12 protein-coding genes are annotated in these 13583 nt (G+C 58.5%); all 12 read right to left on the bottom strand.

The window, feature by feature from the left end:
- Positions 1-51: 51 nt before the first annotated feature.
- Positions 52-897: an EamA family transporter gene (locus ABFT80_RS27785; RefSeq protein WP_347975189.1), complete on the bottom strand. Its 846-nt coding sequence runs from the start codon at positions 895-897 to the stop codon at positions 52-54.
- 125 nt (positions 898-1022) lie between these two features.
- On the bottom strand, positions 1023-2090 hold the full coding sequence (locus ABFT80_RS27780) for an ABC transporter ATP-binding protein (protein WP_347975188.1): 1068 nt from the start codon (positions 2088-2090) through the stop codon (positions 1023-1025).
- 18 nt (positions 2091-2108) lie between these two features.
- On the bottom strand, positions 2109-2900 hold the full coding sequence (locus ABFT80_RS27775; protein ID WP_347975187.1) for an ABC transporter permease: 792 nt from the start codon (positions 2898-2900) through the stop codon (positions 2109-2111).
- Positions 2897-3688, bottom strand: coding sequence for an ABC transporter permease (locus ABFT80_RS27770; protein WP_347975191.1), 792 nt, complete (start codon positions 3686-3688; stop codon positions 2897-2899). Before ABFT80_RS27770 ends, ABFT80_RS27775 begins: the two co-directional genes overlap by 4 nt.
- A 177-nt stretch (positions 3689-3865) precedes the next feature.
- Positions 3866-4972 carry an ABC transporter substrate-binding protein gene (locus ABFT80_RS27765; RefSeq protein WP_347975186.1) on the bottom strand — a complete coding sequence of 369 codons (1107 nt, stop codon included), beginning with the start codon at positions 4970-4972 and terminating at the stop codon, positions 3866-3868.
- Positions 4973-5242: 270 nt separating this feature from the next.
- Entirely contained in the window at positions 5243-6415 is a 1173-nt protein-coding gene (locus ABFT80_RS27760) for an iron-containing alcohol dehydrogenase (protein WP_347975185.1), read from the bottom strand.
- Between the two features lie 189 nt (positions 6416-6604).
- Positions 6605-7993 carry an aldehyde dehydrogenase family protein gene (locus ABFT80_RS27755; RefSeq protein WP_347975184.1) on the bottom strand — a complete coding sequence of 463 codons (1389 nt, stop codon included), beginning with the start codon at positions 7991-7993 and terminating at the stop codon, positions 6605-6607.
- Positions 7994-8191: 198 nt separating this feature from the next.
- A complete protein-coding gene (locus tag ABFT80_RS27750; RefSeq protein ID WP_347975183.1) occupies positions 8192-9562 on the bottom strand; it encodes a glutamine synthetase family protein in 1371 nt (456 codons plus the stop codon).
- A 90-nt stretch (positions 9563-9652) separates the two neighbouring features.
- Positions 9653-10720, bottom strand: coding sequence for a TRAP transporter substrate-binding protein (locus tag ABFT80_RS27745; protein WP_347975182.1), 1068 nt, complete (start codon positions 10718-10720; stop codon positions 9653-9655).
- Between the two features lie 123 nt (positions 10721-10843).
- Positions 10844-12169 (bottom strand): TRAP transporter large permease, encoded by a 1326-nt coding sequence (locus ABFT80_RS27740; RefSeq protein WP_347975181.1) that lies wholly within the window; start codon positions 12167-12169, stop codon positions 10844-10846.
- The gene (locus tag ABFT80_RS27735) at positions 12166-12609 is read right to left on the bottom strand and encodes a TRAP transporter small permease subunit (RefSeq protein ID WP_455190023.1); all 444 of its coding nucleotides are present in this window, start codon (positions 12607-12609) and stop codon (positions 12166-12168) included. Before ABFT80_RS27735 ends, ABFT80_RS27740 begins: the two co-directional genes overlap by 4 nt.
- Positions 12610-12720: 111 nt before the next feature.
- Complete coding sequence (locus ABFT80_RS27730) at positions 12721-13518, bottom strand: N-formylglutamate amidohydrolase (protein WP_347975179.1); 798 nt, start codon at positions 13516-13518, stop codon at positions 12721-12723.
- Between the last annotated feature and the right edge of the window lie 65 nt (positions 13519-13583).

Genomic DNA, 13583 nt, shown 5'->3' with positions numbered 1-13583 from the left:
CCGGCAGGGCAGAGGGGTGTGTTTCACTATGCCATCAAAGCGGGAAACACTCTAACCAAGCCGCAACGCGATTACCCCACCGACAATGAACAGCGCGGCGCAGCAGCGCCACGCTGTCAGGCGTTCGCGCAGCCATATCAGCGAAATCATCATCGCGAACAGGATCGACGTTTCGCGAAGCGCTGCGACCGAGGCGATGGGCGCCTTGGTCATGGCCCACATGGCAATCCAGTAGGCGGCCGCGCTCAAAAAACCAGTGACCGCACCGATCTTCCATTGCCTTGCAACCGTCCGTAATATCCGCGGCCCCCGCAGATAAAGCGCCAGCAAAAGCGAGACGATGCCGTCGCAGAGGAACAACCAGGCCGCATAGCTTGAAGCTGTCGTTGCCAGCCGCGCGCCGCTGCCGTCGGTCAGCGTATAGGCCGCGATGAAAACCGACGTCACCAGCGCAAATCCGACCGCCCTGCGGTTGATGTCGGACAGATGGCTGCCGCCACGCATCGACATGATGAACGTGCCGACTGAAAGAAGCACGATGCCGCCGAATGCAACATAGGTAGGCATTTCGGAGACAACAAAAATGCCGCCGATCGCAGTCAAAAGCGGTGCAGTGCCGCGCGCCAGCGGATAGGTCTGCGCCAGATCTCCCGCGTCATAAGCGCGGATCAGGAAAAGCTTGTAGCCCATGTGGCAGAATACCGACACGCAGATCCAAGGCCAGACATGCGCAGCCGGAAAATCGACGAAGGGCAGCACCGGCAGAGCGGTCGCAGCCATTCCCATCGTCATGAGCGTCACCGAAGCGAAGCGGTCGAGATTGACCTTGACCAGCGCATTCCAGATTGCGTGCATGGCGGCGGCTGCGAGAACCGCCAGAAAAACCGTCAGCGTCATCGGCGTCCTTCAAACCACGCCGGATGATTGCGCAGCAGGATTTTGTTAGCCGCCTTCGATAAACGGTGACACTTCATGCCGCAATGGGCCGCCGTCAAACGCCTTTTGCGCCAGATCAGGAGGGCCTATTTCAGAACCAGCAGATCGCCCGCAGAAAAGCTGATTTCGGTCTGGTCGCCAACGACTGGCGGCGGGCTTGCCGGATTATTGAAAGTGTCGAGCGAGACGGCATTCTTGCCGAGACCGACGCGCACGCGGATTACTGAACCGAGGAAACTGACATCGGAGATTTGCCCGCCGAGGCTCGAATCACGCCCTGCCTGCTTGCCGAGAACGATTGCCTCAGGCCGCAGCGCCAGCGAGAGAGACTCACCAGCCTTCGCACCATTGATCGCGCCGGGCTTCAGCGTGATCTCGCGATCCTGAACGCGCACGGTCGATTTGGCCGGATCGGCAACGATGCCGTCCAGTACGTTCAGCGTTCCGACGAAATTCGCCACGAACTTGGTCGATGGCCGGTTGTAGATTTCGAATGGCGTGCCGACCTGCTCTGCGCGGCCGTCATACATGACGACGATACGGTCCGACATGGAGAGCGCTTCTTCCTGATCATGCGTCACGAAGATCGTCGTGATGCCGAGCTTTCTCTGGATCGAGCGGATTTCATCGCGAAGCGACAGGCGCACCTTGGCATCGAGCGCCGAAAGCGGCTCGTCGAGCAGGAGAAGCCGGGGCCGGGGTGCTACCGCGCGCGCCAGCGCAACGCGCTGCTGCTGGCCGCCGGAAAGCTGATAAGGATAGCGCGCGCCGTATTCCGGCAGCTTGATGATGGACAGCATTTCCTTCACCCGCTCGTCGCTTTCGGCCTTCGAGACGCCCGCGACTTTCAGACCGAACGCGATGTTCTGCGCCACCGTGAGGTTCGGAAACAGCGCATAGGCCTGAAAAACCATGCCGATATTACGCTGATTGGGCTTCAGATTCGTAACGTCCTTGCCGCCGATCATGATGCGCCCGGCAGTCGGCTCCTCGAAACCGGCCACCATGCGCAGCATCGTCGTCTTGCCGCAGCCGCTCGGTCCGAGAAACGAGACGAATTCGCCTGCATCTACATCGAGATTGAAGTCCTGCACGACCGTCGTTGTGCCGAAGGATTTCTGCACGCCCTGAATACTGAGAAATGGATTCGCCATTGGCGTGGTTCTTTCAAATTAGTTCGGGCGGTTGGCCGATTTCGGCGCGAACCGTGAGAGAATCTGGATCATCGACATGCAGCCCCATGTGATGCCGAAGGCGATCACAGCCAGCGCCGCCGGCTCATAGGCGCGGTTGGCACCGATAAGCTGGAGATACGGACCGAAGGCCGGACGGTTCAACAGGCTGGCCATGGTGAACTCGCCAATCACGATGGCGAAGGTCAGGAACGCGCCCGAGAGCACGGCGATCAGCACATTCGGCAGGATGATCCGCGCGATGATCGTCGTCCAGCCAGCGCCATGAATTTGCGCTGCTTCCGTCAGCGTGCGCACATCGATGGTGCGCAGCCCTGTGTCGACGGCGCGGTACATGTAAGGCAGCGCCAGCGTCGCGTAGCCGACGACCAGCAGCACATCCGTACCCCTGCGGCTTGCCAGAAACGGCAGCGGCGACGACGAGCCATACATGCGGATATAGCCGAACACGATGACGATTGCCGGGATGATGAGCGGCAACAGCGTGATGAATTCGACCACCGGACGAAGCTGCGGCATGCGCAGCCTGATCCAGTAGGCAGTCGGCACAACGAGCAACACACCGAGCAGGATCGTGAAGCACGCAACAATCACCGAATAGCCGAAGGTTTCCTGGAACCGCGGATCGCTCAGCACGATGCGGTAGGCATCGAACGAGTATTCACCACGTCGCATGCGCAGGGAAAACTCCAGTGTCGCAATTAGTGGAATGAAGAAATAGGCAGCACCAACCGCAAAGGTCAGCCAGGCCCAGAAACGACCGGTCTTCATTTGAGCCACCGTTCGCTGCGGGTGCGGAACCAGATGTAGAGAATATTGGCGACACCGGTGATGAAGATCATGCCGAAGGCAAGCGCATAGCCAAGATGCGGGTTCTGCAGAACGTCACCGCGGATCTGCGCATAGAGCAGGATCGGAACGATGTTCAGCGACGAGCCGGTGAGTGCATAAGCCGTGGCAATTGCCCCGAAGGAATTGGCGAAAAGCAGCACGAGCGTTCCGAGAAAGCTCGGCCACAGAACCGGAATGGCGACCATGCGCCAATACTGGAACTGCGTGGCGCCCAGCGTCGCCGCCGCCTCGCCCCATTCTTTTTTCAGCCCGTCGATAGCAGGCGTGATGATGACCACCATCAGCGGTATCTGGAAAAACAGGTAAGTCAGCGTCAGGCCCCAAAAGGACAGGAGATTGAAGCCGAGCGAATAAAGATTGATGCCGAACCAGCTATTCAGCAAAACGGTTACGAGGCCAAGACGGCCAAGCGTCGCCAGAAAGGCGAAGGCCAGCGGCACGCCTGCGAAATTCGATGCGACGCCGGAGAAGGTGAGCGTTGCCGAACGAACCCAGTTCGGCAGCCCGCCGCGCACGATCGCAATCGAGATCGCGATACCCGCAAACGCGCCAAGCACGGCGGATGCAAAGCTGACGCGTATGGAAATCCAGTAGGCGCTCATGATCGACGGCTGAAACAGCATCACGATGTTTTCGAGCGTGAATTCGCCCTGCCTGTTCTGAAACGCGCCGATGATGAGATACACCGTCGGCAGGATCAGAAACATCAGTGCAAAAATGAAGAAAGGCGCGACACCCAGCCATTGCAGAGGCAAACGCCTTGCAGCGCGGGCGGGCGATGCTGGCGGCCTGCGAATGGCGGCGTCGGAGACTGTTGCGTCGGTCATGCCGAGAGGACTCCGGCGAAAACCGGGCGACTTTTGGCCGCCCGGTTCTGCTTTTTGTTACTGAACGTTTGCGCCGACGACGCTGTCCCAGTTCTTGGTGATGACGGCCTTGGCCGCTTCCTGCTGCTCAAGCGTCGGGAAGATCGCCTTTTCATAGGCGGCTGCCGGCGGCAACTTGTCGAGCAGTTCCTGCGGAACCTTGCCGTTCTTGACCAGATCGTTGAAGCGGATCGGGTGGCAATAGCCCTTCAGCCATGCAAGCTGGCCTTCGTCGGAATAGAGATATTCCATCCAGAGTTTCGCTGCATTCGGATGCGGCGCGTAGGCGCTGATCGCCTGCACATAAACGCCTGCAATGACGCCCGATGCCGGAACGACGACTTCAACCGGCGGATTGCCGTTCAACGTGTCGCGAGCCGTAAGCGCATTGTAGTCCCAGTTGATGACGATCGGCGTCGCGCCCTGAGCCACGGTTCCGGTCTTGCCGATGACCGGCACGAAATTGCCAGCCTTGTTGACTTCACCGAAATAGGCGAGGCCTGCTTCGCCAGCCTTTTCACCGGCTTCCGCACCCTCAGCCAGACCCGCAGCCTGCACCGCAAGGATCGCCTGGTTGGATGCGCGCGGATCGCCAGCCAGAGCTACGCTGTTTGCGTATTCCGGCTTCTTCAGATCGGCCCAATCCTTAGGCACTTCCTTGATGATGTCGGTGTTCACCATGAAGGAGAGAACGCCGTAATAATCGCCATACCAATGACCTTCAGCATCCTTGGCATCGTCCGGGATCGAGTCCCAGGTCGAAACCTTGTAAGGCTGCGTCAGGCCTTCATCCTTGGCGGCGGGACCGAATGCGAAGCCGACGTCGATGACGTCAGGCGCCTGCGGGCCTTTATTGTCCTTGTTTGCCTTGATCGCTTCGAGTTCGTCCTGCGAACCGGCATCCGGATTGAGTTCGTTGACGGTGATTTCCGGATATTTGGCTTTGAAACCGGCGATGACATCGCCATATCCGCACCAGTCATGCGGCAGAGCGATCGTGGTCAACTGTCCTTCTGCCTTGGCCGCCGCGATGAGATCTTCAGACGGCTGGGCGAATGTAACAGCCGTCGTAGCCATCAACGTAGCAGCCGAAAGGGAAAGGATCTTCCCTGTAAATTCGAACATGTGTCTCTCCGTTAAACCGGCGCAACCCCAGCGCCTGCGATGCCGTTATCGATCTTATATGACAGCCGGATGAACCTTGCTGTCAGCAATGTTCCACATAGAAGAATTAACTACTTTCGCGTGAAGCTGGCAATCGCCGGAGCTTAGTTTTCCGGCTAATAAATCTCCCTTTTACAGCCGTTCTTTCTAATACTTTCGCCTAGCCTCTCGTCGACGAAAATTCCTGCGAAGCGGGCCGTCATTCAGGCCCGCTTCCGGCGCAAAATACGCTTATCGACCGCCCTTGATCGCAGCTTCCAGAAGCGCCAGAGCCGCTTCCTTCGTCAGCTTCACTGGATTGCCGCCCGCTGTCGGATCAACGATCGCCATTTCGGCAATCAGATCCTTGCGCGCATCGTCCATGTCCAGATCCTTGATCAGACCCGGCAGCGTATCCGGCACACCCAGTTCCTTGCGCAGCTTCAGCACCGCGTCGGCAAAGCCGTCGAACCCGCCTTCGATGCCGCAATAGGCAGCGAGCCTCGCGATCCGCGGCTCGATTGCCTCGCGGTTGAAATCGAGCACGTAAGGCATGAACACGGCATTGGTCATGCCGTGATGCGTGTTGTAGAGCGCGCCGATCGGGTGCGACAGCGAATGGATTGCGCCAAGCCCCTTCTGGAATGCGGCAGCACCCATCGCCGCAGCACTCATCATATGCGCGCGCGCTGTCAGGTTGCTTCCGTCCGCATATGCCTTTGGAAGATTTTCGAAGACGAGGCGGATGCCTTCGACCGCAATGCCTTCCGCCATCGGATGATAACCGGGCGCGCAATATGCTTCGAGGCAATGCGCCAGCGCGTCCATACCCGTACCAGCCGTGATGAAGGGCGGCATGCCGACCGTCAGTTCCGGGTCAGCGATCACGATTTCAGGCAGCATCTTCGGATGGAAGATGACCTTTTTCGTGTGGGTTTCCTCATTGGTGATAACAGCGGCGCGCCCGACTTCCGATCCGGTGCCTGCGGTCGTCGGCACGGCAATGATCGGCACGATCGCATCCGAATTCGCCCGCGTCCACCAGTCGCCAACATCTTCGAAATCCCACACGGGGCGCGTCTGCCCGGCCTGAAAGGCGATCAGCTTGCCGAGATCGAGGCCCGAACCGCCGCCGAACGCAATGACGCCATCATGCTTGCCCTGCTTGAACACGGCGATGCCTGCAGTCAGATTGGATTCGACCGGGTTCGGCTGCACCTCGGAAAACACCCCGTAAGGCACCTTCGCGTCGTCCAGGAGTTTCAGCGTGCTGGCGACAACCGGCAGCTTTGCGAGACCGGGATCGGTCACGAAAAGCGGGTTCTTGATGCCGGTCGCAGCCAGCGCATCCGGCAATTCCTTGATCCGCCCCGCGCCGAAGCGAACGGTGGTTGGGTAATTCCATTTGGAGATGAGGTCGGTCATTTTTTTGCTTTCCGAGAGTTAGAAACACCCCCACTCCGTCCCGGCTTCGCCGGTCCTCCTCTCCCCCTGTCCGGGGGAGAGGAAGGGTGCGAGGCCACCGCCGATGTTTCCTCTCCCCCTTCGATCGGGGGAGAGGTGTCGAGCGTAGCGAGACGGAGTGAGGGTCGAAGACATGGGTTTTTGCCGCGGCTAAATCTGTTCGCGCAGATGGTAGCTCTTTGGCCGGGTGAGGTTGTCGTAGCCGATCTGCGACAGGCCAGCGCCCTTGCCGGTGTCCTTGACGCCGGTCCAGACCAGTGCCGGATCGAGATAATCGCAACGGTTCATGAATACCGTGCCCGTTTCGATCTGGTCGCCGATGGCAACCGCATGTTCCGTGTCGCTCGTCCAGATGGAAGCGGTCAGGCCGTAAGGGCTGTCGTTCATCAGCGCCACGGCTTCTTCATCGTTGCGCACCTTCATGATGCCGACAATCGGCCCGAAACTTTCCTCGCGCATCACGCTCATCTGGTGGTCGACATTGGTCAGAACTTCTGGCGCCAGATAGGGCGAGCCAGCCTTGTCCTGCTCGACCTTCATGTTGACATGCGCCTGCGCGCCCTTGCGCAACGCTTCGGCCTTCTGCTCGCGGATTGCATCCGCGAAACGCGCCTGAGCCATCGGCCCCATCGTCGTCGCCTGCTCCAGCGGATTGCCGACGACGTAATTCTTGGTCAGTGAAATGAAGCCATCGACGAAATCATCATAGACCTTTTCATGCACATAGACGCGCTCGATGCCGCAGCAGCATTGGCCGGAATTGTAGAACGCGCCATCGACCAGATTTTCAATCGCGTGGTCGAGTTTCGCATCCGGCAGAACATAGGCCGGGTCTTTGCCGCCGAGTTCGAGACCAAGCGTCATGAACGTGCCTGCTGCCGCTTTTTCGATAGCCTTGCCGCCGCCCACCGAGCCAGTGAAATTCACATGATCGATCTTGCCCGATCCGAGCAGCTTTTCCGTCTGCGCATGGTTCAGAACGATGTTCTGGAACACGCTTTTAGGCAGGCCAATCTTGTCGAAAGCCTGCTGAAAACGCTCGCCGACCAGAAGCGTCTGCGCGGCATGTTTCAGGATCACCGTCGAACCGGCCATGAGTGCGGGAACGATCGTGTTCACCGCCGTCAGATAAGGATAGTTCCACGGCGCGATAACCATCACGACGCCGAGCGGTTCCTTCTTCACATAGCGGCGAAAGCCATCCTTCGGGTTGGACGCAAGAACCGGCTTCAGCGCCTGTTCGGCGATCTCTACCATGTAGTTCGTGCGTTCTTTCACACCGCCGAACTCACCGCCATAGCGAACCGGACGGCCCATCTGCCAGGCGATTTCCGGGACGATCTCATCGGTCATCGCAACAAGCGCTTCCAGGAAAGCGAGCATATATTTGCCGCGCTCGGCAATCGATGTCTGCGCCCAGCTCACCTGCGCCGCCTTCGCGCGTTCGACCGCGGCGTTGACTGCCTGATCACTCGCAAAAGACCGCTCGGCGAATACCGAGCCATCGACGGGGGATATGAGTTTGACCGTGTCGGCCATGGTTTTGATCCTATGTATGAGCGCGCCTGCTTTGCCGCGCTCTATGAATCACCCCCCTCTGGCCTGCCGGCCATCTCCCCCTCAAGGGTGGAGATTGGAAGCGGCATCGAAACAGATAATCTCCACCCTTGAGGGGGAGATGGCCGGCAGGCCAGAGGGGGGTGAATTCAGCCGTGCCGGACCTGCTAAAACCTTACCTCAATACCGCTCAAACCCGCGATGCAGTTCCCAATCAGTGATGCGGCGGTCATATTCGAGCTGTTCCCAGCGTGCGGTGTGGACGTAATGTTCGACCACATCCTCACCGAAAGCTTCCTTCAGCATCTTCGATTTTGTAAGCGTCTCGGTCGCATCACGCAGGGTCTTGGGAATTTCCGGCAGGCTCGAAGCCTGATAGGCGTCACCCACGAAAGGCTTCTGCAATTCGAGCTTCTCGTCGATGCCCGCAAGGCCCGATGCAATAAGTGCCGCAAACGCCAGATACGGGTTGAGATCGGCACCGCCGATGCGGCATTCCATGCGGATGCCCTTGGTGCCCTCGCCGCAAAGCCGGAAGCCCGCCGTGCGGTTGTCCTCGCTCCACATGATCTTGGTCGGCGCGAATGTGCCTGCCTGAAAGCGCTTGTAGGAGTTGATGTAGGGCGCCAGAAACCACGTATATTCCTTGGCATATTTCAACTGCCCCGCCGCCCATTGCTGGCCAAGCGTCGAAAGCGTCCAATTGGCGTTCTTGTCGTAGAACAGCGGCGTCTTGCCGTCCTCGCTCCACAGCGAATTGTGGATGTGGCTGGAATTTCCGGCGAGGTCGTAATTGTACTTGGCCATGAAGCTGATGGCCTTGCCCATGTCGTCCGCGATTTCCTTCGCGCCATTCTTCAAAATGACGTGCCGGTCTGCCATCTGAAGCACTTCGGCATAGCGCACATTGATTTCTTCCTGACCCGGACCCCACTCGCCCTTGGAGTTCTCGATCGGAATGCCCGCCGCTTCCATATCGTTGCGCAGGCGGCGCATCACGGCTTCTTCCTTGGTGGTGATGCCAATCAGATAATCGCCAATATAGGGCGATGCTGTTTCGAGGTTCTGCCAATGCTTGGCGCGGGCAGACGCATAGGTTTCGCTGAACAGGTAGAATTCCAGCTCGGAGGCGAAATAGGCGAGGTAGCCGCGCTCTTTCAGCCGTGCCACCTGCTTCTTGAGAATACCGCGCGGCGAATGCGGCAGGTCTTCATGCGTGTGGTGGTCCTGCAGATCGCAAAGCAACAATGCCGTCTTTTCGAGCCATGGCACGATGCGGATCGTGCTGAGATCAGGTTTCATGACGAAGTCGCCATAACCCTTCGTCCAGCTAGCCGCCTTGTAACCGGGCACCAGCTCCATATCGATGTCGTTGGCCAGCAGATAGTTGCAGCCATGCGTCTCGTCATAAGCGGACTCGACGAAATATTTAGCCAGAAATCTCTTGCCGATGAGGCGTCCCTGCATATCCACTGCGGATGTGAGGACCGTGTCGATTTCGCCATTTGCAACGGCTCTTTTCAGCTCATCGAAAGATAGTGTTCCTGCCAATTTTTTTCTCCGGCGCCCTCTGGACGCATCAAGGTTTCACAAGCGAATGGCCCGGCCGAAAGCGGCCGGACCTTTGTTTAAGAAAGCTGCTTACGTGTAGCGGTAAGGTGCACCCGCCTTGCGCATCGTGTCTGCGTATTTTTTCAGGATTTCGACCACCTTGGCGTTTCTTCCGCCCTTTGCTGCGATCTCGTCCCAGAACTTCAGCGCTTCGTCCTCGACCTGCTTCCATTCGGCTTCTGGAATGGTTGTCAGTTCCAGCTTTCCGCCGGTCGTACGATAATGCGCCTCGCCCCACCAATACCAGTGCTGCCTGTAGTAATGTGATTGGTCCATGGACATCTGGAACAGCGTCTTGAGGTGGTCGGGAACCGCTTCCCACTTTTCCGTATTGGCGAAATAGGATCCCGCCCACGCACCATTGATGTTGTTGGTGAGGTAATATTTGGTGATGTCGGCCCAGCCGACCGTGTAGGTTTCGGTCGCGCCGCACCATGCAACGCCGTCCAGCTCGCCGGTCTGGATCGCGACTTCGATGTCTTCCCAGGGAAGCGTCACCGGCACCACGCCGAAACGTTCAAGGAAGCGACCGCCCGTCGGGAAGGTAAAGACGCGCAGGCCCTTCAAATCCTCCAGGCTGCGGATCGGCTTAGTCGTCGCGAAATTGCAAGGGTCCCACGCGCCTGCGCTGAGCCACGTTACACCCGGCACTTCGCCATAGGCTTCTTCCCAGATTTCCTTCAGGCCGTACCAGTTCCAGAGCACCGGCACATCGAGGCCGTAACGCGAGGCGAACGGGAAGTACGCACCGAAGACGGCAACATCGACGGGCGACGCCATGGAATCGTCATCGCTCTGCGCAGCATCGATCGTTCCGCGCTGAACCGCACGGAAAAGCTCGCCCTGCGGCACGAGCTGGTCAGCCGTGTAAAGCTCGATGACCATTTCGCCGTTTGCCGCCTTGTTGAAGGCATCGATGGATGGCTTGATCACATGCTCGGCAAGCGATGGTCCTGCATAGGTCTGCAGACGCCATTTGATCGGTCCCTGCGCCTTCACGTAAGGCGCGCTCAAACCGGTCGCACCAACAGCACCTGCCGTTACCAGTCCTGCCTTTCGCAGGAAATCGCGTTTGTTCAGCTTGTTTTTGTCAGTCATCTAAGAAATCTCCCATTTCACAGTTGAGTTGAACTTCACCCTCGTTCCGGATGTTTCCTTTCCGCCGCGCCATGCCTGTTTTGTTCGACATCTCCTTGTTGTAAGCGCGGTTATTTTCATCGTTCAGCGCCCAAAATAGAGGTTGGGCAGCCACAGCGCGATCTGCGGAAAGATCATGATGAGAACCATCGACAGGACCATCAGCAGGAAGAACGGCACGATCGAGCGGTAGATATCGACCAGCGTGATTTCCGGCGGCGCCATCGCCCGCATGAGGAACAGATTATAGCCGAAGGGCGGCGTGATATACGCGATCTGACAGGTGATCGTGTAGAGAATGCCGAACCAGATGGCGTTGAAGCCAAGGCCGATCACCAGCGGGATGTAGAGCGGCGCGACGATCACCAGCATTGCCGTATCGTCGAGAAACATGCCCATGACGACGAACGACAAAAGCATGAGGATCAGGATCGTCCAGGGATCGAGATCCCATGTGTTGATGAGCAGGCTCTCGACCGCACGAACTGCACCCAAACCGTCATAGACTGCGCTGAAGCACAGTGCCGCCAGAATGATCCACATGAACATGCATGTGATGGTCAGGCTGTTGCGCGTCGTGTCTTCCAGCACCTTCCAGGTCAGGCGGCCGGTGAACAATGCCGCCAGCGTCGCAAGAAGCGCACCGACAGCCGAGCTTTCGACGAGGCTGGTAACGCCCGTCATGAACAGGCCCATCATCGTTCCGAAAATGAGAAGCGGCAGGAAGCCGGAGCGCAGCGTTTCGAACTTTTCCGCACGCGTAATCTGCGCGCGTTCTTCGGCGGGCAGCGCCGGTCCAAGATGCGGCTGCAACCGGCAGCGAATGTAGATGTAGAGCGCGAAAATTGCCGCCATCATCAGACCGGGAACGATGCCGGCAAGCCAGAGCTGCAACACCGGCTGGCGCGCAATCATCGCGTAGAGAACGAGCACGACGCTGGGCGGAATGAGAATGCCGAGCGAGCTGCCCGCCTGAATGACGCCGGTCACCATCACCTTGTCGTAGCCGCGGCGCAGAAGTTCCGGCAGCGCGACCGTCGCGCCGATGGCCATGCCCGCAACGCTCAACCCGTTCATGCAGGAGATGAGAACCATCAAGCCCATTGTGCCGAGCGCCAGCCCTCCGCGCACGCCGCCGAACCAGACATGGAACATGCGGTAGAGATTGCCCGCAATGCCGGATTCGGAAAGCATGTAGCCCATGAAGACGAAGAACGGCACGGTGATGAGCGGATACCAGTTCAGCACCTGAAATACGGCATTGAACGGCATTTCCGACCCGCCATTACCCCAAAGCCAAAGCGCGGCGATCGTACCCACGAAACCGATGACGCCGAACACGCGCTGCCCGGTGAACAACAGCACCATCATCGTGCTGAACATGAAAAGTGTGATCAGTTCGGAACTCATGCGATAGGCTTCCCGCGCGCGATGGCGATGTCCTTGAACAGGCTCGAAATGCATTGCAGCAGCAGCAGGAAGATGCCGAACGTCATGATCGACTTGATCGGCCAGAGCACCGGCCCCCAGGACGTGTAGTTTTTCTGGCTGTATTCGACGGCGTATTGGGTACTCGAAAGCCCGCCGCCGAACAGAACGACCAGATAGAAGATGACGAAGAGGATGGTGATGACGTCCGTCACCGCGCGGCGGCGCGCCGACAGGCGCTCATAGAACAGATCCATGCGCACATGCGCGCCAAGCTGCATCGAATAGGCCCCGCCCAGCAGATAATAGGCGGAGAGGATGAACTGGGACATTTCCAGCACCCAGTTGACCGGTATGCCGAAAATCGCCCGCGACGCTGTGGCGTAGAGCAGGATGCCCGCCAGCGGAAAGATCAGATACATCGCGAACCGGCCGACCGCCTTGTTCAAGGCGTCGACATATCGGACATAGAGTTTTACAGCTTCAAGCAATTGCCCATTCCAATTGTTTTTTCTGTTTGTACTGACGCCCTGTCAGGCGGTTTTCTTGTCCTGTTCAGACGCCCCGGCGACGCCTTCCAGTCGCGCCAGAATTCCCGCCAGCAGATCGCCCCACTTCGTCTGCGTATCTTCACTTGTGATTTCGTCGTTGCGGATTTCGATCATCGCGCAGGCCAGACCGCGCGAGCGCCCATGCCGCTCAAGCGTGAAATAAACCCGGTCGACGGGCGAATAAGGCTCATTGAGCCCTACCGTCAGATCACCGGCTGCCTTGAGCGCTGCAACCATCGGCCCGGCCAACCGCATATCCTCGTCGGTGATGATTCCGATTTCCCATGGACGATCGACACCGCGATAGACCGGCGTGAAGGAATGAATGGAAACGAGAAGCGGCATATCTCCGCGTGCCAGGCGATCTTCGACGATCTCGTCAACCGCATCACGGAAAGGCCGCCACGAAAGATCGAGTCGTTCTTCGCGTTCCTCGTCCGTCAGATCCTGATTGCCGGGAATGATCGTCGTCTCGCTCAACGGCGGAAACAGATCGGGCGCATCCAGCGGCCGGTTGCAATCGACAATGAGACGCGAAACGCAGGATTCGACCAGAACGGCATCGAGAATTTCGGCCATGCGCCGCGCCACCGGCAGCGCGCCGGGGTCCCACGCAATGTGCCGCGTCAGTTCGTTCTTATCGAGTCCGAGAGTGCCGTATTGTTCTGGAATATGATTGGAGGCGTGATCGCAGATCAGGATGAATGGCGAACGTCCGCTGCGGTTCGTAAACCGTACGGGATTCCACGCGTCGTCACTGGCAGACCGCCCATTCTGCATTCTAGCAATGTCCCCGGGCGCTGTATCGTATATTACGTATTTTGTTTCATTGCGCCTCTATGGAT

The organism is Foliimonas ilicis, assembly GCF_039939195.1.
Classification (GTDB): Bacteria; Pseudomonadota; Alphaproteobacteria; order Rhizobiales; family Rhizobiaceae; genus Foliimonas; species Foliimonas ilicis.
This window is presented reverse-complemented; position numbering and strand designations above follow the sequence as displayed.